General features: G+C 72.8%; 17 protein-coding genes. 7 read left to right on the top strand and 10 right to left on the bottom strand.

Translation table 11 applies throughout. From position 1 onward, the window contains the following. Positions 1-43: 43 nt before the first annotated feature. Both MT346_RS08055 and MT346_RS08050 read right to left on the bottom strand, forming a co-directional pair. The gene (locus MT346_RS08055; RefSeq protein ID WP_243562326.1) at positions 44-1822 is read right to left on the bottom strand and encodes a phosphatase PAP2 family protein; all 1779 of its coding nucleotides are present in this window, start codon (positions 1820-1822) and stop codon (positions 44-46) included. Positions 1823-1980: 158 nt separating this feature from the next. Next, complete coding sequence (locus MT346_RS08050) at positions 1981-2958, bottom strand: CPBP family intramembrane glutamic endopeptidase (RefSeq protein WP_243562325.1); 978 nt, start codon at positions 2956-2958, stop codon at positions 1981-1983. Positions 2959-2979: 21 nt separating this feature from the next. On the opposite strand from MT346_RS08050, the gene MT346_RS08045 reads away from it, so the two are divergent. Beyond that, positions 2980-3669: a metal-dependent transcriptional regulator gene (locus MT346_RS08045; RefSeq protein ID WP_243562323.1), complete on the top strand. Its 690-nt coding sequence runs from the start codon at positions 2980-2982 to the stop codon at positions 3667-3669. A 555-nt stretch (positions 3670-4224) separates the two neighbouring features. Here MT346_RS08045 and MT346_RS08040 read toward each other — a convergent pair. After that, positions 4225-5535 carry a sodium:proton exchanger gene (locus MT346_RS08040; protein ID WP_243562322.1) on the bottom strand — a complete coding sequence of 437 codons (1311 nt, stop codon included), beginning with the start codon at positions 5533-5535 and terminating at the stop codon, positions 4225-4227. A 436-nt stretch (positions 5536-5971) separates the two neighbouring features. Continuing rightward, positions 5972-6616 carry a HEAT repeat domain-containing protein gene (locus MT346_RS08035; RefSeq protein ID WP_243562320.1) on the bottom strand — a complete coding sequence of 215 codons (645 nt, stop codon included), beginning with the start codon at positions 6614-6616 and terminating at the stop codon, positions 5972-5974. 90 nt (positions 6617-6706) lie between these two features. Between MT346_RS08035 and MT346_RS08030 the strand changes: the two genes are divergently transcribed. Continuing rightward, positions 6707-7660, top strand: coding sequence for an aldo/keto reductase (locus MT346_RS08030; protein ID WP_243562318.1), 954 nt, complete (start codon positions 6707-6709; stop codon positions 7658-7660). Positions 7661-7785: 125 nt separating this feature from the next. Here MT346_RS08030 and MT346_RS18385 read toward each other — a convergent pair whose 3' ends face one another. Further along, entirely contained in the window at positions 7786-10083 is a 2298-nt protein-coding gene (locus MT346_RS18385; RefSeq protein WP_243562317.1) for a septum formation family protein, read from the bottom strand. Next, the gene (pyrE, locus tag MT346_RS08020) at positions 10080-10631 is read right to left on the bottom strand and encodes an orotate phosphoribosyltransferase (RefSeq protein ID WP_243562316.1); all 552 of its coding nucleotides are present in this window, start codon (positions 10629-10631) and stop codon (positions 10080-10082) included. Before pyrE ends, MT346_RS18385 begins: the two co-directional genes overlap by 4 nt. A 75-nt stretch (positions 10632-10706) precedes the next feature. Here pyrE and MT346_RS08015 point away from each other — a divergent pair, with 75 nt between their 5' ends. Both MT346_RS08015 and MT346_RS08010 read left to right on the top strand, forming a co-directional pair. Continuing rightward, the gene (locus MT346_RS08015; RefSeq protein WP_243562315.1) at positions 10707-12320 is read left to right on the top strand and encodes a hypothetical protein; all 1614 of its coding nucleotides are present in this window, start codon (positions 10707-10709) and stop codon (positions 12318-12320) included. Between the two features lie 67 nt (positions 12321-12387). After that, entirely contained in the window at positions 12388-13728 is a 1341-nt protein-coding gene (locus MT346_RS08010) for a M23 family metallopeptidase (RefSeq protein WP_243562314.1), read from the top strand. Here the strand turns inward: MT346_RS08010 and MT346_RS08005 are convergent. Continuing rightward, a complete protein-coding gene (locus MT346_RS08005) occupies positions 13725-14525 on the bottom strand; it encodes an aminoglycoside 3'-phosphotransferase (RefSeq protein ID WP_243562312.1) in 801 nt (266 codons plus the stop codon). The genes MT346_RS08010 and MT346_RS08005 overlap by 4 nt on opposite strands. 97 nt (positions 14526-14622) lie before the next feature. Here MT346_RS08005 and MT346_RS08000 point away from each other — a divergent pair, with 97 nt between their 5' ends. Continuing rightward, a complete protein-coding gene (locus MT346_RS08000; RefSeq protein WP_243562311.1) occupies positions 14623-15459 on the top strand; it encodes an exodeoxyribonuclease III in 837 nt (278 codons plus the stop codon). Between the two features lie 529 nt (positions 15460-15988). On the opposite strand, the gene MT346_RS07995 is transcribed toward MT346_RS08000, so the two are convergent. After that, complete coding sequence (locus MT346_RS07995; RefSeq protein WP_243562309.1) at positions 15989-16912, bottom strand: AEC family transporter; 924 nt, start codon at positions 16910-16912, stop codon at positions 15989-15991. Positions 16913-17006: 94 nt separating this feature from the next. On the opposite strand from MT346_RS07995, the gene MT346_RS07990 reads away from it, so the two are divergent. Then, positions 17007-17597 (top strand): nitroreductase family protein, encoded by a 591-nt coding sequence (locus MT346_RS07990; RefSeq protein WP_243562308.1) that lies wholly within the window; start codon positions 17007-17009, stop codon positions 17595-17597. A gap of 116 nt (positions 17598-17713) precedes the next feature. Then, positions 17714-18484 carry an HAD-IIB family hydrolase gene (locus MT346_RS07985; RefSeq protein ID WP_243562306.1) on the top strand — a complete coding sequence of 257 codons (771 nt, stop codon included), beginning with the start codon at positions 17714-17716 and terminating at the stop codon, positions 18482-18484. Positions 18485-18540: 56 nt separating this feature from the next. On the opposite strand, the gene MT346_RS07980 is transcribed toward MT346_RS07985, so the two are convergent. Then, positions 18541-19164 (bottom strand): phosphoribosylanthranilate isomerase, encoded by a 624-nt coding sequence (locus tag MT346_RS07980; protein WP_243562305.1) that lies wholly within the window; start codon positions 19162-19164, stop codon positions 18541-18543. Between the two features lie 49 nt (positions 19165-19213). After that, positions 19214-20266, bottom strand: coding sequence for a serine/threonine-protein kinase (locus MT346_RS07975; protein WP_243562304.1), 1053 nt, complete (start codon positions 20264-20266; stop codon positions 19214-19216). Between the last annotated feature and the right edge of the window lie 57 nt (positions 20267-20323).

Here is a 20323-nt window from a genome sequence, read left to right as displayed (position 1 = left end):
CGGCCGACGCTGGGTGCGTCGGCCGGCCCGCGGGTGGGATGCGTCAGCCGCTGACGACGGGCAGGTGGATGCCGGTCGGCGTGGTGACGGTGGTGCCGGACCCGGTCGTGCCGGTGCCGGTGGTGCCGCCCGTGGTGGGGGCAGCGGTCACGGTGATCGCGAGCGGGGCGACGAGTGCCGAGGCGCCCGCGGCGTCGACCAGGTCGACGGTGTGCGATCCGGCCGCGGTGCCCGCCGGGATGGCGACGCTGCCGGTGACGGCACCGTTCGCGTCCGCGGTGAGCGTGCCGACGACCACCGGGTCGCTGTGCAGCACGACCTGGTAGGTCGCGCCGGCGGTCAGACCGGTGCCGGCCAGGGCGAGCTGCGACCCGGCCTGCACGGTCGTGCCGTTCGGGGCGGTCAGCACGCCGGAGACGACCTTCGCGGTGCCGCCGGTCGAGACGACCTTGACGGAACCGTCGGCAGCGACGTCGACCGTGGCGCTGGTGGCAGCGGCCAGGTCGATGCGCTCCCACGAGCCGTTCGCGGTGCCGGACTGGTCGAGCGGGTCACCCGAGGCGATCTCGGTCTGGGCGAGCACGGCGGTGCGCTGGGCGTCGGTCAGGGTCGGGAACGTGCTGAGCAGCAGGTTCTCGGCACCGGTCGGGACGCTCGGGGCCAGGCCGGTGGTGCCGGTCTTGGCGAAGCCGTAGTCCATGCGCTCGTTGTAGACCTTGACGGCCGAGGCGCGGTCGGTCACGATCTGCGACGTGCCGCCGGGGATCGCCTTCCCGCCGTACGGGTCGTTCTGGTAGGGCTTCTCGGCGGCGATGCACTTCGCCAGCGTGTTGCCGCACTTCGCCTCGAGGTAGGCGGTGAGCTCGGCCCGGGCGGGCTCCAGCACGTCGGTGCGGAACGCGGTGTCGGACCAGCGGGCTGCCAGGGCGGCCTCGCCGTCCATGCGACCACCCATGATGTCGAGCGGGTAGTGCACGCCGAGCACGATGCGGTCGTTGCCGTTCTCGGACGCGCGGGCCAGGATCTCCGGCGCGAGCTCAGGGACGAGTGTGGCGAGGGTGATGCCGGCCTGGTACGCCGTGGTGGTGTGGCCGCTCGGGTACGAACCGCCGGTGCAGATGCCCTGGGTCCCGTAGCCCGGGTCCAGGACGACGTCGCTCGGCGAGAACTCGTGCGTGGTGTCCGTCTGCACGGGCACGCGCGTGATCGTCAGGTTGCCCTTGGCGTCCGCCCAGGCCTTGCCGGTGCGGTTCGCGGCGAGCGACGAGGCGTTCACCTTGGCGGGTGCGCAGTTGACCTGGTCGTCGCCGGCCGGCAGGGTCGCCGAGGCGTCCGTCGGCAGGTACGGGCGCGGGTAGCTGAAGTGCGCCTTCGCGGTGCCGGTGCTGACGTAGGCGCCGGTGGTGCCCGTGTTGCTGTTGATGAGCGCCTCGGTCAGCGGCAGGTCACCGTTCTGCCGGCCCTGCAGGTAGAGCTTCTCGAGCGCGTCGCCGAGCCCCTGCCCCACGGTCGAGGACTGGTCGTACCCGGTGGGGGTGTTCTTGTACTCGGAGTCCTGCAGCGCCGTGAACTGCTGCGCCTTCGTGGCGTTCTGGTTGATCCACGAGGTCAGCTGGTCGTTCTGCGCCAGGGTGGCACCGCTGACGACCGTGCCGTGCAGGTCGTTCGTGCCGCTGGACTTCCAGAAGGAGTCGTAGCCGCTCAGCAGCGAGACCAGGTCGGGCTTGGCGGAGTCACTCGGGTAGGTCGCGGCGTTCGCCACGAGCGGGTTGCCGATGACCAGGGACGTCGCGATCGCTGCGACCGTCACCCCTGTGGCCATGGCGCGTGCGGATGTGCGCATGCGTGGTTGCCGCCCCGGTCGGGGCGACGCTCCTTCCTGTGGTCCGGCCGGCGACGGTGTCCGGACGGGCTGGGTTCCCGGGTTGGGATCGCAGTGACGGTAAGGAGGCCCGGTGACGGTCCGAGGAACGGTTGCCGTCAGGCAGGTGAACCGGACGGGGTGTCTGTGCGGGTTCGCAGGTCGTTCCGGTCCGGAACGGGTTCGGGCTGTCCGGCAGGCGCTGCGGTGTCGCGGGGCGGGACGTGGTCGTGCCCGTGGTCCCGGGGCGGGACGTGGTCGTGGTCGGCGTCCCGCGGCGGGACGTCACGCCAGCGTCGGCGCAGGCGTCGGGGTCGGTCGTCGCGCCAGGCCACCACCCCGCCGGCCACCACGCCGAGCGCCAGCACCGCGAACGCGAACAGCCCGATGGCCCCGGCGACCGCGATGTCGTCGAAGCCCTGCCGCGAGGTCGCCGACACCGCGATCGAGCCGAAGTCCCAGAACGCGTGCAGCAGCACGGGCAGCAGCAGGTTGCCGGTCAGTCGGCGGGCCAGGTACAGCGTCGACCCGAACGACGCCGCGAACACCACCTGGATCAGCGTCGGGCCGATGCCCGCGCCGGCCAGGGCGTTCAGCAGGTGCAGCAGCCCGAACAGCACGCACGAGGCGATCCACACGCCGAACTCCGGCAGGCGCCGACGCAGCCCGACCAGCAGCACGCCGCGGGTCAGGAGCTCCTCGAAGACCCCGACGAACAGCACACCGATGCCCAGCAGCGCAAAGTAGTGCCAGGGCAGCGCCGTCCAGTCGACCAGCGGCAGGCGCGCCAGACACACCACGGCGATCAGCGCGGGAGCGACCCACGTCCACCGCGGACGACCGCGAGTGGGATCGACGGTCGCGATGCGCCACCACCCGAGCCCGGTGACGACCACGGCGAGCGCCATCGCGGCGATGCCCTCGGGGACGACGAGCGCGCGCAGGACGCTGTCGACCGTCAGCCCGAGCGACGGGTAGTCGTCACTGGGCCGTGCGCGCCAGGCACTGACCGCCGCGAAGACGACGACCGGGGCGACGCCGATCAGCAACGACGGCGGGACGGGCCAGCGGCGACGACGGCGCGTGGGTTCGGGCATCCCTGTTTGTACCATTGGGGCATGCGCCTCCCTTCGCTCTCGACGATGGCCGAGGACTACGTCAAGCTCATCTGGAAGGCGCGCGAGCGTGGGGACGGCGGCATCGCCACCCGGGACATCGCCGCCGCGCTGAAGGTGTCGGCGTCGACGGTGTCCGGCAACCTGCGCAAGCTCGACCGCGACGGCCTGATCGAGCACACCCCGTACTACGGCGTCGTGCTCACCCCGCTCGGGCAGCAGGTCGCCGTGGCGATGGTCCGACGGCACCGGCTGATCGAGTCGTTCCTGGTGTCACGCCTGGGCTACTCGTGGGACGAGGTGCACACCGAGGCCGAGGCGCTCGAGCACGCGGTCTCCGAGACCTTCCTCGACCGGGTCGACGCCGATCTCGGCCACCCGACGCACGATCCGCACGGCGACCCGATCCCGCGCGCGGACGGCACGGTGCCGGACTCCCCCGGCGCGCTGCTCGGCACGATCGCACCCGGTTCGTGCGGCACGGTCGACCGCGTCTCGGACGACGACCCGTCGCTGCTGCGCTACTTCGACGAGCTCGGCGTCGGGCTCGGGACGCACCTGCGGGTGGAGCAGGTGCGGGACTACGCGGGCGTCATCGCGGTGTCCCGGCGTTCCCCGGACGGCACCGAGTCGCTCGTGGACCTGCCGTCCGCCGCCGCCGCCGCGATCTGGCTCGCTCCCGACGCCGACTGACCCGCCCCGCCTCGCCGCGGCGCCCCGCTGCCGGGCGCGCCCCGCTGCCAGGCGCGCCCCGTCCTTTGGCGCTGCCCAGCCCGACCGGTCACAACACCCCGCTCACCGTCCCCCGACCGGTCGCATCCCGTCGCTCGCCGACGTCTCCAGCGACGTTCTCCGACCGGCCGGCGCGCGACCGACGGGGTGTCGTGACCAGTCGAACCGGCGCGATCACGTGGGACCACCGGACGGGAGGGCCGGTGCCAGCCCGCCCCGAGCCTCCCGTCCGACGGGCGGTCGCGCCCCGCCGCACCGGCCGCATCCCGCCGCACGCCCACCGGTCACAACGCCCCGCTCACGTCCGCCGACCGGTCGCATCCCGTCGCTCGCCGACGCCCCCAGCGACGTTGTCCGACCACTCGACGATGGCCGGACGGGGTGTTGCGACCACTCGAACCAGCACCCAACCGCCCCGGTACCGCGCCGCCGCACCCCCGCACCCCCGCACCCCCGCACCCAACCGCCGAACCGCCCCGGCACCGCACGACCCCGGCACCGCCGCACCGCCAACCCTCAGCGCAGCGCCGGGCTCGACGGGCGCCGGAACGGGGCCGTGATCGTCGGCACGATGTCGCGGCGGTTGATCCACAGCACCACGAGGGCCACCGCCACGTGCACCCCGCTCAACACCCACCGCCCACCGGTGTCCGTCACGACGAACTGCACCGCGAACAGCGCCACGAGAGCGATCGCCGACCACCGGTGGAAGCGCAGCGCGATGATGATCGCGACGCCGAGCACGGTCTGCGACGCGGTCAGCATGAACTCCTCCACCTGCCGAGCGTCGAGCGGCAGCCCGCCCGTGGTGCCACCACCCAGCACGTGCGCGATCGGCAGCGACCCGACCAGCAGCGACCACTGGTTCACCTTCGAGGCGATGAGCGTCCCGATGGCTGCCCCGCCCATGCCCCGCAGCGCGAAGAGGGCGGCGACGATGAACTCGGGCGCCTCGGTGGCCAGGGGGGCGAGCCACTGCACCAGGAAGTAGCTGTCGATGCCCAGTGCGCCGCCGGACTGCACCAGGGCGTCGGCGAACGGCTCGGCCGAGGCCAGGATGACCGCGGCAGCCACGACGAACAGCGCGACGATGGTCCACCGGCGCGGGCGCTGCCCCATCGACGCCAGGTTTCCCGCCATGCCGACGAGTTCTTCGTCGTCGTCCTCGTCGTCGGACGTCTTCGAGGCCCGCCACAAGTACAGCACGAACGCGACGAGCATCGCGAACCCGAACCACAGCGGGATGGAGCCCATCGCCGGGATCAGGAACGCGACCAGGGCCAGCAGCGCCAGGAACCCGATGTCCACACGCGACGAGCGCTCCAGTTCGAGCACCTTCGTCGCCGCGGCGGGCATCGCACCCGTGCGGACGAACCGGCGGGCGACCAGCAGCGAGATGATCACGACGAGCGGCCAGCCGAACCCCAGCAGCAACCGGTTGGACCCGGTCATGTTGGCGGCGGCGAACTGCTCGTACGCGGGGTCGGAGCCGGACCGGAACGCGTAGTACAGGTCGACGGCGTACTCGGGCAGCACGGCGATGAGCGCCAGGATCGCGATGGCGAGCGCGCCGGCGATGTCCTTCTGCGCGGCCTCGGCGGCCCAGGCCAGCAGGAACGACGCGGCGACGACAGCCGCACCGAACACGAGCAGGTCGACGACGGGGTTCGGCGCGAACCCCGTCACACGCCAGTGCCTGTCAGCAGCGAGGGCGACGGCGGGCAGGGCGATGGCGAAGCAGATCGCGATCTTGCCCCAGGCACTGGCGCCCATGCGGGGAGCCGGCGCCGCGGTGGCGGGTGCCTGCACGGCGATGGTCTCGGTCATGGTGGTCCTCGTGGTCGAGCCATGACGCAGCACACACACTTCGAGCGGCTTCGGCCATGGCAGAACGGCCGAAGGTCTCGCTCGCTCCGACTGCCCGTGACCAGGCCGACCGGAGTGGTGCACCGGGCCGATCATCGTGATGGCCAGTGTGTCGATGCACGCGCTGGGAGCTACTCCCCTTCGGCACCCATGCTGGCGCGCTCCGATCCGCATGCGCAAGCCGATCCACCCTGTTCGGCAACCCGAATCGTCGGGCTCGCTCGCCCGCCCCGGAACCCCGCGGCACCCACTGGAGGCCCGTGGCGACCCCGCCACGTTCCTCCCGTCCCGAGCGCGACGCGCTGGTGCGCGTCTGGTCGCCTGGTGCTCGCTTGTTGCGCTGCACGGGCCGCGCAACCTCGCACCGGCCCGGAAGTCAGCACCGTGCGCGGCCGTGTCAGCCCTTCGCGGACCGCGTCCGCCCCAGCGCCACCTCGCGACGGGCTCGCTCCCGGGCGAGCTCCGACGCGGCGTCCGGGTCGCGCAGCAGACGCTCGGTCTCGGCGGCGTGCTCGCGGACGGCCGTCGACCGGTGCGCCGAGGCGTCCCGCAGCACGGGCTCGACGACGGCTGCGCCGAGACCGACGAGCGCACGGCTCAGCGCCAGATGGGTCTCGCGGTCCCCCTGTCCGAGCTGCACGGCGAGCGCCCGGGCCAGGGACTCCCGCGAGCCCTCGGGCACCAGCACAACGGCCGCACGCCAGGCGGTCCGGACCACGCCGGGGTCGTCGTCCCCGAGCCGCGCGACCACCTGCGGGTACACCGACCCGTCGTGGATCTTGGACAGGGTGTGCAGTGCCTGGCTCCGCGCCTGCGCCTCGGGTCGGTCGAGCTCGGCGAGCACGCGGGGCAGCACAACGTGAGCGGGCAGCCGGATGAGCGCCCAGGTCAGCATCTCGCGCACCTGCAGGTCGGGCTCGTCGCGGCACTGCTCCACGAGCAGCTCGAGGTCGTCGGTCGAGGGCGAGGTCCCCGCTGCCATCACCGCCCGCAGGCGCACGGTCGGACGGGGGTCGGCGAGGTACGAGGTGAGCGTCGGCATGTCCCCCACAGCCCACCCCGACACCACACCGATGTCAAGGCGCGCGGCATACCGTGGGCCACGAACCGTACTGCGACGAAAGGACCCCGCATGCCCCGCATCGGAACCAGCGACCTGCACGTCTTCCCCCTCGCCCTGGGCGGCAACGTCTTCGGGTGGACTGCCGACGAGTCGACCTCGCACCAGGTCCTCGACGCCTACACCGCGGCCGGCGGCGACTTCATCGACACCGCCGACGTGTACTCCGCCTGGGCGCCCGGCAACTCCGGCGGCGAGTCCGAGACCGTGATCGGCTCGTGGCTGGCGAAGTCCGGCAAGCGCGACGACGTCGTCATCGCCACGAAGGGCTCGCAGCACCCCGAGTTCAAGGGCCTGTCCGCGGACACCGTCGCGAAGGCCGCGCGTGCCAGCCTGCAGCGTCTGGGCACCGACCACATCGACCTGTACTACGCGCACTTCGACGACCAGGACACCCCGCTCGAGGAGAGCGTCCGCGCGTTCGACCAGCTCGTCAAGGAGGGCCTGGTCCGCTACACCGCGATCTCGAACTACTCGAAGGAGCGCGCAGCGGAGTGGATCCGCATCGCCGACCAGCACGGTCTGGCCAAGCCCGTCGCGATCCAGCCGCACTACAACCTGGTCACCCGCCAGCCCTACGAGTCCGACATCGCGCCGCTCGCGCACGAGCACGGCCTGGGCGTCGTGCCGTACTTCGCGTTGGCCGCGGGCTTCCTGACGGGAAAGTACCGAACCAAGGACGACTTCGCCGGCAAGGACCGCGAGGGGCAGGTCGCCGGCTACTTCACCGACGCCGGCCTGGCCGTCGTCGACGCGCTCGACACGATCGCTTCGGCACACGACGCCGAGATCGCCTCGGTCGCGCTGGCCTGGCTGCAGGCGCAGCCCGACGTGGTCGCGCCGATCGCCTCGGCGCGCAACACGGAGCAGCTGCCGGCACTGCTCGCCTCGGCCGACCTCGAGCTCACGCAGGACGAGCTGGCGACGCTCAGCGACGTGTCCGCGCAGGTCCCGGTCACGGCCTGAGACCCGGCCACACCACAGACGGGAGGCTCCCCACCGGTCCGGTGGGGAGCCTCCCGTCCGTCAGGGGTCGGCTGGCTCTCTGGGGTCGGCTGGCCGTCTGGTGCCGCCTGGCTCTCTGAGGTCGGCTAGGCCGACGGTGCCAGGGAGCCGGTCATCGTGCCGCCGCCGGAGCGGGTGACGAAGCACGACCAGAAGCGGTCGCCGCGGTTCCACGAGGCGTCGTCGGGCGGGTAGACGCTCTGCACCTGGACGTCGCCGTAGGCGGATGCCGCTGACACGTCGAGTGCGCCGTCGGACTGGCACTGGTCGGTCGCGATGCGTTTCGCCTCGTCCGCACCCGGGAACGCGTCCGCCTCCATCGCACCGCGCCGGGTGAGCTGCGCCGCGTGTGCGGAGCCGCAGTCGACGACCGTGAAGTCCTCGGCCCAGGCGTTCGTGAACGGGGTCAGGCACTCGCCGCCCGCCAGCTCGTACCAGGGGTGCTGGCCGGGCGCAGCCGCCGTGGTGGCGAACGCGATCGTCGGGGCCGAGGCCGGGGGCGCCGCGGCCTGGGGCGCCGCGGTCCTGCTGGTCTGCACCGAGGCCGATGCTGCCGCCGGGGACTTGGTCGGCGTCAGCTTCTCGTCGATGTTGTTGCTCTTGATCCACCACGTGAGTGCGAAGACCGCCACGAGCATCACCAGGATGATCACGATCGCCCCGCCGAACAGCAGCTGCTTGCCGCGCGTGCCCTCACCGCGCAGCCGGGCGAAGCCGCGGTTGATGAAGTTGCCCGTGTCGGCCGGGGGCGGCACCGGAGCGCCGGACCCCGATGCGCCCGGGGACGATGTGCGGGCCGGCGTGGGCGCGACGGCAGCGGGCATCATGCGCGTGCCGGTGTCGTGCGGGTCGTAGCCGGTGGCGCCGAGCTGGTCGACCGCCTCGGTGCCGAACAGGTCCTTGATGGCGCTCGTGTCGCTGGTCTCGCGGCCGTCCCACTCGGACTGGTCGAGGTCGTCGGCGCCGGGCGCTGCCGGTGGCAGGCCGAACGGGCTGCGGGTCGGTTGGACCAGCGGCGGAGCCTGCCGCTGGTCGGCAGGTGTCGGGGCCGGGCGCGGGGCCGGCTGCTCGGCGGGCGGCGGGGTCGGCTGCTCCGCAGGCGGCGGGGTCGGCGTCGGGCGCTGGAGTGCCGGCATCGCCTGGGTCGGGACGTCGGCGCCGGGGACGTCCGTCGACGAAGGGTCCGTCGTCGGGCGGTCGGTCGACGAGGGGTCGGTCGTCGGGGCGTCCGCCGGCAGGTCGTTCATGGGGAACGGGGCGGGTTCGTCGGCCGCGGTGGGCTCGTCGGCGGCCCACCACGGGGTCTCGCCGGTGCGGACGGCTTCGTCGACCAGGGACCAGCTGCCGCTGTCGCTCGGGGCGTCGCGGCGCACCGGGTCGGTCGGCGGCGTGGGGTCCGGTGCCGGGGCCGGCGCAGGCATCGACGTCGGCAGTGGGACGGACGCGGCCGCGACGGGGGGAAGAGGGATCTCGCCCGACACCACGTCATCGTCGTCGTCGTGGTCGGCCGCCAGTGACCACGAACCGACGTCGAGCGTCGTCGTGTCGTACGAGGGTGACGTCAGCGCGACCGGCACCTCGCCCGTGGCGTCGTCGTGCACGGCCCAGTTGAAGGGCTTGTCCGCCTGGTCGCCCCCGGGGATTCGCAGCAGGTCGGTGAAGCTCGGCGGCTCGTCGCTCGTCGGCAGTGCGTTCGGCACCCCCAGCGGTTGCGCGACGGGGCCGGTCGGGGTCGGGAGGTCGCCGAGCCCGGGCGCGGGCGCGGGCGCACCGGTCGCGCGGCCGAGCCAGTCGACGTCGTCACGGCCCTCACCGCGGGGGTCGTTCCGGCGGCGCTCGGCCTCGATCGCGAGCACCTCGGCAGCGCGCTGCTCACGGTGCGTCATCGCCGACGGCAGCTGGATGGCGCTCGGGTGCGGCGCGGTGCTGTTCGGGGGCACGTCGGACGCGGCGGGGATCCGGCTGCTCAGCAGGGAGCGGTCCGGGTCGGACGCGGGCTGCGCCGGCTGCGAGGGCCGGGCGAGTTCCTCGGGCATCGAGATCGCCTGGGTGGCGTCGTCGGCGAGCGGCTCCGGCGCGGCGGGCTGCTCCGGTGCTGCCGGTGGCTCCGGCGCGGCGGGCTGCTCGGGTGCCGCGGGCGGCTCGAACGGCTCGGGCAGCGGCTGGCCGGTCTCCGCGGCCGCGCGCTCCGCCTCGCGGCGCTCGCGACGCGAGGGCCACTCGTCGGCCGTCCGCGGGGCACCGAAGATGTCCGCGGCGCTGCGGAGACCCGGGAACCGAGCGTCCGGGGCGGACGCGGGCGGAGCCTCCTGGTCGTCCGCCCCTGCTGCGGGGCGAGCGACGTCGTCGGGCTCGCGCGCGTCGTCCGGACGCTCCTCGGTCACGCGGACAGCCCCAGATCAGCCAACCCGATGGCCGCGAAGTACGGGTACCCGGCAGCCTCGATCTTCTCCTTGGCGCCGGTGTCGCGGTCGACCACGACGGCGACGGCTGCGACGATCGCGCCCTCGCGCTCGAGCGCTTCTGCGGCCTTGAGCGGGGAACCACCGGTGGTCGACGTGTCCTCGAGGACGACGACGCGCTTGCCGCGCAGGTCCGGGCCCTCGACCTGCTTGCCGCGGCCGTGGTCCTTGGGTTCCTTGCGGACGACGAACGCGTCGTACGCCTTGCCCTGGGCGGCGGACTGGTGCAGGACGGCGCTGGCGATCGGGTCGGCACCCATCGTCAGGCCGCCGACGGCCACGACGTCGGGGACCTGGTCGACGAGCTCCGTCATGACCTGTCCGATCAGCGGTGCCACGCGGTGGTCGAGGCTCACCTTGCGGAGGTCGATGTAGTACGTCGCCTTCTTGCCGCTGGTGAGCGTGAAGTCACCGTGGAACACGGCCTCGGCCGTGATGTGGTCGATCAACTGCTGGCGCGCGTCCGTCACAGCGCACAAGGGTAGCCGTTCCCGCCAGGACGCGCTCATCGGCCAGGTCGGAGGGGCCGTGGGTACGCTCCCTGCATGCGTTCCGCCCGTCTCCGTGCCCTCGGGCACGAGGCCGTCGGCGCGGTCGTGGCACTGGCGCTGACGGTCGTCGCCCTGCGGCACGTGATCGCCTCGGCGCGGGTGTCGTTGCTCTGGTACGACGGCGACTCGGTCCTGCTCCCCCTGGTCGTGCGGTCGATGCAGGCGGGCGACCCGTTCGAGTGGGCCATGTCCCCCGCGCTGTTCTTCTTCCCCGAGCTGCCGGTGTACCTGCTCTGCTCGCTCGTGACCGCGACGCCACAGCAGGCCCTGGCGCTCAACGGGGTGCTGGTGCTGCTCGGCGTGTACGCGCTGCTGCGGGCCGCGGCGAACGAGCTCATGCCCGCCGCCGGACGACCGGCGCGGATCGCGGTGTCGGGCATCGCGTTCGCGTTCCTGACGCTGCTGGTGCTCACAGAGTCGAGCGCCTCGGCGACGTCGCTCGAGCTCGCGTCCCTGCTCCTCACCACGACCTACTACTACGGCGTCGTGCTGGCGCTGCTGGCGACCGCCGTGCTCGTGCTCCGCGCGGTGCGCACGGGCCGCGCATCGGTCCCCGTGCTCGTCGTCCTCGGCCTGGTCGCGGCGGCCACGACCGCGTCGAACCCGCTCTACGTGCCGTGGTCCGGCGCCCCGGTGGTCGTCACGCTCCTCGTCCTCGCCCTGGCGCAGCGGGTGCCGTGGCGACCGGCACTGCTGGTGTCCGGCACGGTGGTCGCCGGTGCGGTCGTCGGGTACCTGGTGCGGATCCCGCTCCGGCCGTTCGTCTCGCTCGACCCGTCGACCTACGTGCACCCGGACCAAGCGATCTCGACCCTCGGCTTCTTCGCGTCGCTCACCGACGTCCGCTCCGGAACGCTCATCGGTGACGTCGGGCTCGCGCTCATGCTGATCGGGGTGCTGCTCGCAGTCGGCGGGACGGTGTGGGCGTGGCGTGTGCGGGCATCGCGGACGGTGCTCGTCGCCTCGGCGCTGCCCGTCGTCACCGTCGTGGCGGTGTCCCTCGGGGTCGTCGCCGCCGGGTCGGAGACGCCGCGGTACCTGGAACCGGTCGTGGTCGCGCCCCTGCTGGCCCTGATCGCCGTGTGCGAGCTGGTCCGGGTCGCCGTGCGGCAGACCCGCGTGTACCGACCCTCGCGCGGCATCCGGGTCGGGCTGGCGATCGGTACGGCCGTCGTGCTGGCCGCGGGCATCGCCGTCACGCCGAGCACCCTGCGCACCGTGCGCACCGCGTCGTACGCCCCCGCGGCGTGCCTGGACCGGTGGGCGGACGGCAAGCCGGTCGTGGGCGTCGGCCAGTTCTGGACCGTCCGGCCGCTCGCAACCTACGCATCACAGAACGTCCGCATGCTGCAGGTCCGTGACTCGTTCCAGGTGTACCCGTGGCTGGTCGACCTGGGCTCCTACCGGAACGCCGACCCGACGTTCGTCCTGGTCGGCTCCGGGGACGTGTGGCCGACCTCGGTCGAGGACCAGCTCGGCGCCCCCGTGTCGGTCACCCACTGCACCGGGTTCGACATCTGGGACTACGCCGGCACGGCCGGTTCGGCGACCCTGCGCGACCGCGTCGTGGACAGCGCCGCCCAGGTCCGGCGCGACCGGGGGTTCTGAGCGAGTTCTCCACAGGTGGTGCGTCGGCGTCGCGGTGACCCTGTGTGGATGTATAGGCTCGCTCCCGATGTCTCGTCCTGCCGCGCCCCACCAGCCCCAGCGTGTCCGCGCGCCCCGGCGCATCCGCGTGTCCGCGCGCCGTGCGGTCCGTTTCGCCGTCGCCGGGTTCTCGCTCGTCGGACTCGCCGGCGCGCTCGTGCTCGACGCCCCGCCTGCCCAGGCAGCCACCTACCCCTCGTGGGACGACGTCCTGGCCGCCCGCGGGCAGGAATCACAGAAGAACGAGCAGATCTCCGGCATCGAGACCCTGATCGGCGACCTGTCGAGCAAGGCCGACGCCGCGGTCGCCGAAGCCGAGACCCGCGGCAACGAGTACGCCGAGGCCCAGCGCAAGTCGCAGCGCGCTGCCGAGAAGGAACAGCGGCTCCGCACCGAAGCCGAAGCGCACGCCGAGACCGCCGCCCAGAGCGCCGCCCAGGCCGGGCAGTTCGCGGCGCAGATGTCCCGCTCGGGTGGTGCCGACGTCACCTCGAGCGTGCTCACCGGCGGTGACGACTCGCGTGACCTGCTGTACGACCTCGGTGCGCTGAGCAAGCTGTCCGAACAGGCGGAACGCGTCGAAGCCGTCGCCAGCGCCGATGCCGCCGTCGCCCGTGCCCTGTCCGGCCAGGCCGACCGTGCCGCCACCGAGCTCGCCGAACTCGCTGCCGACGCCGAAGAACGCATGGCCGAGGCGCAGGCGGCGTCCGACCGCGCCCAGGCGGCGTACGACGAACAGCAGGACAACAAGGCGCGGCTCGAGGCACAGCTCGCGACGCTCAAGTCCGGTCGTGTCCGGACCGAGGCCGAGTTCGCCAAGGGTGAAGCGGAGCGCAAGGCAGCCGAAGAACGGGCCCGCGCTGCGGCGGCCGCGGCGGCCGCGCGCGCAGCAGCGGCGAGCTCCGGCGGCGGCGGCGGGAGCAGCAGCTCGGGCGGCGGCGCAGTCGGGTCCGGTTCCGGGTCCGGGTGGGTCCGTCCCGCCGGCGGGTACATCACCAGCGGCTACGGCTCACGCGTGCACCCGATCACCGGCGCGGTCACCTTCCACGACGGCATCGACCTGGGCAGCGGCTGCTCCACGGCCATCGTCGCGGCGGCCGCAGGCACGGTGGAGTACGTCGGCTGGTACGGCGGGTACGGCAACTACGTGCGGATCGACCACGGCGGTGGGGTCAAGAGCGCGTACGGCCACATCGTCAGCGGTGGCTTCCGGGTCGCCACGGGCCAGCGGGTCGCTGCGGGCACCCTGGTCGCGCTCGTCGGGTCGACCGGCAACTCGACCGGATGCCACCTGCACTACGAGACCCACGTGGGCGGCGGCACCACCAACCCGGTGTCGTTCATGGCTGCGCGCGGGGTCGGTTTCTAGCCAGCTGCGTCGGTCTCCGTCGCGTCGCGCTCATCGACGCTGCAGTCCCACATCGCCCGGTACCAGGCCGTCCGCTCCGGGTCCACCGGGACGCCGTACGCCTGGTGGAACTCCTCGTCCCACCCCGGCCCGTAGTTCCAGCCGAGCGCCATCGTCGCCACGGCGATGTCCGCCCAGCGGTCCGCGACCCCGAGCGACCCCAGGTCGACGTGCCCGATCCAGCGGCCGTCGTCACCGAGCAGGGTGTTCGGCGAACAGGCGTCCCCGTGGCACACGACCAGCAGGTCGGGCTCGGGCGCGGGTCCGATGCGCTCGACGTCGACCCCGGCGGCACGGGCCCGGTCGAGCCGCATCGACGCCGACCAGTCGAACGGGCACTCCGCCACCGGCAGCCGGTCGTGCATCGCCCGGAGCCCCTCGGCGATCGCCACGACCGCTGTGCGGGGGTCCTCGCGCCACCGCGGGTCGACCGCACTCCACCCGGGCACGGCGCGGGTGCGCAGCCACGCCCCGTCGTCGTCCGTGCCGTGGTCCAGCACCTCGGGCACACGCAGCCAGTGCCCCGCCCAGTGCAGCCGTTCGGCCTCGGCGGTGACCCAGACCGTGTAGGGACGCGGGACCCACTTCAGGTACTCGTCGGCGGTGTCGGCGCCGCCGTCGCCCCCGACGCGGAAGGTCTTCCCGCCGATCTCGTTCACCCACACCGGCACCAGCGGACGCCCGGCGGCGAGACGGGCGATCGGACCGGGGACCTCGACGGCCTCGTCTGCGGCGGGGATCCCGTTCTTCGACGTCACACGACCAGCCAACACCAGACGCCCGGCCCGCACCCGGCACGCGCCGCGCGCCCCGCGGCGCTGCGGCCCGCAGGTCACGCCCAGTAGGTTCGATCCCATGCGCGTCGCGACCTGGAACGTGAACTCCGTCCGCACCCGAGTCGGCAGGATCGTCGACTGGCTCGTCCGGCAGGACGTCGACGTCCTCGGCATGCAGGAGATCAAGTGCAAGCCCGAGCAGTTCCCCGTCGAGGCCTTCGAGGCCGCCGGGTACCACGTCGAGGTGCACGGACTCAACCAGTGGAACGGTGTCGCCTTCGCCAGCCGGCTGCCGATGGACGACGTCACCCGTGACTTCCCCGGCCAGCCCGGGTTCCTCAAGGGCCACGAGGGCCCGGACCTGCCGGTCGAGGCCCGCGCGATCGGAGTCACCGTCGACGGCGTCCGACTCTGGAGCCTGTACGTGCCGAACGGCCGCGAGCTCGGCGACCCGCACTACACGTACAAGCTCGACTGGCTCGCGCAGCTGGCTGACCGCACCACCGAGTGGCTCGAGGCCGACCCGTCGCTGAAGCTCGCGCTGATGGGCGACTGGAACGTGGCACCGCTCGACCAGGACGTCTGGGACGTGCGGGTCTTCGAGGGCGCCACCCACGTCAGTGAGCCGGAGCGCGCGGCCTTCCGCACGTTCGAGGAGCGCGGCCTGCAGGACGTCGTCCGGCCTCTCGTCCCCTCCGGCTACACCTACTGGGACTACAAGTCGCTGCGCTTCCCCCGCAACGAGGGCATGCGCATCGACTTCGTGATGGGCTCGCAGGGCTTCGCGGACGTGGTGACGGGCGCGTCCATCCACCGCGACGAGCGCAAGGGCGACGCCCCGAGCGACCACGTCCCCGTCGTCGTCGACCTCGACCTCGAGACCTCGCTCGACGACGACCGCCCGATGATCTTCTGACCCCGGCGAGGCATCCCGCCCGGCGCGCCCCACCCGCCGACCGGTCACAACACCCCGCTCACCTCCGCCGACCGGTCGCCCCGTCGACCCGACGCCCTCCCTGGCCGGTCACAACACCCCGCTCACCTCCGCCGACCGGTCACAGAACGTCGCCTGCGGCGCCGCCACCCGACGACCTCCGACCACTCGGCGCCCCGCACCCGGGGTGTCGCGACCACTCGGGGTGGCACCGGACCCCGCGGCCAGCCGCAGACCCACCGGACGGGAGGCTCGCGACGGGCAGCTCCCGAGCCTCCAGTCCGGCCGTGGCCGGCCCACACCCCCCCGCCCACCGGTCACAACACCCCGCTCACCTCCCCCGACCGGTCACAGGACGTCGCCTGCGGCGCCGCCACCCGACGACCTCCGACCACTCGACGCCCCGCACCCGGGGTGTCGTGACCACTCGGGGCGCCACCGGACCCGCGGCCAACGCCACCGGACCTGCGCCGAGCACCACGCCCCGCGCCCCCGCCAAGCGCCGCGCGGCCTACGGGTGCAACAGCGCCGCGATCGCGACCAGCACCGGCACGGCCCCGAGCGTCGAGATGAGCACCACGTCGCGCGCCACCGGCACCGCGGCACCGTAGCGCTGGGCGTAGTTGAAGACGTTCTGCGCCGCCGGCAACGCGCCGAGCGTCGTGAGCACGAACACCTGCTGGTCGCCGAGGCCGAACACGAACCGGGCGAGCACGAACGCCACGGCCGGCATCACCACGAGCTTGATCGACGACGCGACGATGACGTCCGTGCGGATCGACGGGTCCCGCAGCGGTGCGGCACCGTGCAGGCTCATGCCGAACGACAGCAGCACGATCGGCACGGCGGCAGCCCCGACCAGGGCGAAGGGCTGCAGCACCGGGTCGGGCAGCGTGATCCGGAACGCCGAGCACAGCAACCCGAGCAACGACGCGATGATGAGCGGGTTGGTCACCGGACCGAGCACCCGGCGCTTCCACCCGCCTCCGGAAGCGGTGGCGGCGTCCAGGATCGTCAGCGCGATCGGCGCCATCACGACCAGCTGCAGCAGGATCACCGGCACCACCGCGGTGGCCTGGCCGAGCACGTACACGGCGACGGGCAGCCCGATGTTGTTCGCGTTGACGTAGCTCGCCGCGAGCGCCCCCACGGTCGTGACGGTCACCGAGCGCCGCAGCACCAGGCGGAACACGGCAGCGGTGCCCAGCGCGACCACGGCCGCGCTCAGCAGCGACACCCAGAGCATCGGCGACACCAGCGACGCGATGTCCGCGGTGGCGATGGTGTGGAACAGCAGGCACGGCATCAGCACGAAGAACGCCAGCCGGCTCATCACGAACTGGGCGTGCGGGCCGAGCAGTCCGGCGCGGCCGACGCCGTACCCGGCCGCGATGATCGCGCCGATGATCGCGAAGCCGATCAGAACGCCACCCATCCCCTCCATCCTGGCAGGCACGTTCGGTACTGGCGCGACATGTGACGTCGTTCAGCTCGGAAATACGTGCGCGGTCGGCATCGTTCCAGGCAGCATGACCTCCGTGACGACCCTCACCCGTTCGACCGATGCGAGCCAGCCACTCGTCCCCCTGCTCGACGAGCGCTGGAGCCCGCGCTCGTTCGACGAGTCGGCGACGATGTCCGATGCGCAGCTCGACGCCGTGCTCGAGGCCGCCCGCTGGGCACCGTCCGCCATGAACCTGCAGCCGCGCCGTTTCATCGCCGGCCGTCGTGGCACCGACACGTTCCGGAAGATCAACGACAACCTGCTCGGCTTCAACGCCGCGTGGGCCTTCCGTGCCAGCGCGCTCGTGGTCGGTGTCCTCGAGACGGTGAGCGAGGACGGCGACGAGCGTCCGTTCGCCCAGTACGACCTGGGGCAGTCGCTGGCGGCGCTGACGGTCCAGGCACACGCCGAGGACCTGCACGTGCACCAGATGGCCGGCATCGACGCCGAGGGCCTGCGGGCCGCGTTCGACCTGCCCGAGCGGTTCCTGCCGTACACGGTCACGGCGATCGGCACCGTCGCGCACCCGGACCAGCTCGACGACAAGGCCGCCGAGCGTGAGGTCGCCCCGCGCACCCGCATCCCCCTCGACCAGGTCGTGCTCGTCAAGGAGTAGCCACACCAGCAGCCGCAGCCACAGCAGCCGCACCGTGTGGTCGGTTTCCCGCACACCTCGGGGAGCCGACCACCGTCGGCCGCTGTCGCGCGTGGGTGCCGTGGCAGAATCGGCGCATGACCGCACCACGCCTCGTCGCCTTCGATCTGGACGACACCCTCGCCCCCTCGAAGTCCTCCCTCGACCCGCGCATGCTCGAGACCTTCGCAGCGCTGCTCGAGACGGTGCCGGTCGCGGTCATCTCCGGCGGTAACTTCGAGCAGTTCGAGCAGCAGCTCGTCACCCCGCTGCGGCACCGTGACGGCCTGACCCTCGACGACCTGCACCTGCTGCCCACGTGCGGCACCCGCTACTACCGCTGGTCCGGCGACGACTGGGCGCTGCAGTACGCCGAGGACCTGACCGACGACCAGAAGGCCCGTGCGCTCGCGGCCGTCGAGTCCGTCGCGAAGGACGCCGGCTACTGGGAGTCCGAGACCTGGGGCGACATCCTCGAGGACCGCGGTTCGCAGATCACGTTCTCGGCGCTCGGGCAGCGCGCCCCCGTCGACGTCAAGAAGGCGTGGGACCCGACCGGCGCCAAGAAGGACGATCTGCGCCGCCGCGTGCAGGCCGAGCTGCCCGACCTCGAGGTCCGTTCCGGCGGATCGACCAGCGTCGACATCACCCGCAAGGGCATCGACAAGGCGTACGGCATGCAGCGGCTGGCCGAGATCACCGGCATCGCGCTCGACGACATGCTGTTCGTGGGCGACCGCCTGGACCCCGAGGGCAACGACTACCCGGTGAAGGCGCTCGGCGTCCCCTGCCACGCGGTCGAGGGCTGGGAGGACACGAACGCGTTCCTGACGACGCTGATCCCGACCCTGCGGGTCGCCTCGGTCTGACCGCCGGTCCGACACAGGCCCGCCCGGCACCGTCCTGGAGGCCCGGCTCGGCCCCGTCAGCCCAGGCTGCGGACCGCCTCGACGAACGCCCGGATCTTCGCCGCGTCCTTGACGCCGCGCTCGGACTCGACTCCGCTCGACACGTCGACGCCGTCCGGGTCGAGGGACTGCACGGCCGCGACGACGTTCGCCGGCGTCAACCCACCCGCCAGGATCCAGGCTTCGTCGACGGCGCCCTGCATGGTCGCGGGGTCGATCAGCTGCCCGCTGCCGGGTTCGGCGGCGTCGAGCAGCAGCAGGTCGTGGTCGTACGCGGCGCGTTCGTCGGGCGTCTCGCGCAGGTAGTCCGCGGCGGCGACGGCCCGGATCGTGAAGAAGCCGGCATCGCGCGCGCGGGCGAAGTCGGTCGCGGACTCGCCGCCGTGCAGCTGCAGCGTGGTGAGTCCGACCGCCGAGGCGATCCCGACCACTTCGTCGATGGGCTGGTCGCGGAACACGCCCACGGCATCGACGCCGTCGGGCACCCGCTCGACGAGCTGCTTCGCCAGGTCGGCGGTCACGGTGCGGGGGCTGCCCGCGGCGAAGACGAACCCGACCGCGTCGGCGCCCGCGTCGACGGCGACGTCCACGGTGTCGGGCGTCGACAGGCCGCAGATCTTGATCCAGCGCTGGTCGGTCATGCGGTCCATCCTGCACGAAACCGCCGACGCGCGGGGGCCGGCCGGTCGATCAGTGGAGGGTGCCCGCGATGTAGCTCAGCACGCATGCCAGCAGCACCCCACCGGCCGCGACGGACCCCGTCACCATGTTCCGTCGACGCCACCGGTTGACGGCCTCGAACGTGCCGCGACGGGCGTGCCGGTGCGCCGCCCGGTGCATGCGGTGGTCGCGCTTGTGCTTGGTCCGGGTGGGGCCGAGCGGCACCGGTCCGGTGATCTGGGTGGACCCGCCGCGCAGGGCGTTCGCGACCGCGACGGCCGTCGGGCGGCGTGCCGGGTCACGGTCGGTCATGCGGAGCAGCAGGTCGCTCCAGTCGGGTCCGACCGACTCGGGGATCTCGGGACTGCGGCGCAGCCGTGCGAGTGCCGCTTCGACCAGCGTGCCGGAGTACTCCTGCTTGCCGGTCAGTACCTCGAGCAGCACCAGCCCGAGCGAGTACACGTCGGTGGCGTAGCTGATCGGTTCGCCGGCGACCTGCTCGGGGCTGAGGTACGCGGCGGTGCCGATGATCGTGCCGTCGTTGGTCAGCCGCGACCCGTCGACGAAGTGCGCGACGCCGAAGTCGGTGAGCTTGACGGTGCGGGCGAACCCGGACGAGCCCTCGTCGCTGATCAGGATGTTGGCGGGTTTGACGTCGCGGTGCACGATCCCGCGGGAGTGCACGTACGCCAGGGCGTCGGCGAGTTGGGCACCCAGATCCGCCGCCTCGTAGTTGTGCAGCGGCCCGTCGGCCAGTCGGCGCAGCAGGGTGGCGTCGGCGATGAGCTCCATCACGATGAACCGGTGCGGCCCGTCGGGGAACTCGTGGGTGCCGGCGTCGTAGAGCGGGATGAGCCCCGGGTGCGAGAGCATGCTGAGCAGCCGGATCTCGCGTTCCTGCCGGACCCGGTCGGCCGTGGTCATCATGTGCGGCGTCGCGAAGAGCTTCACCGCGACCAGCCGGTAGGTGTGCTCGTCGCGGGCTTCGTAGACGGACCCCATGCCGCCCGTGCCGATGAGCCGGGACAGCCGGTAGCGCGCCGCGAGCACCGTCTCGGTGCGGGTGTCGTCCACGAGGGTCATCAGGGTCGTCGATCCGTCAGGAGCCAGGACGGCGAACGGCGCTCGCGTGGTGACTCA

It is taken from the genome of Curtobacterium sp. VKM Ac-2922, from assembly GCF_022815645.1.
Lineage (GTDB): Bacteria > Actinomycetota > Actinomycetes > Actinomycetales > Microbacteriaceae > Curtobacterium.
This window is presented reverse-complemented; position numbering and strand designations above follow the sequence as displayed.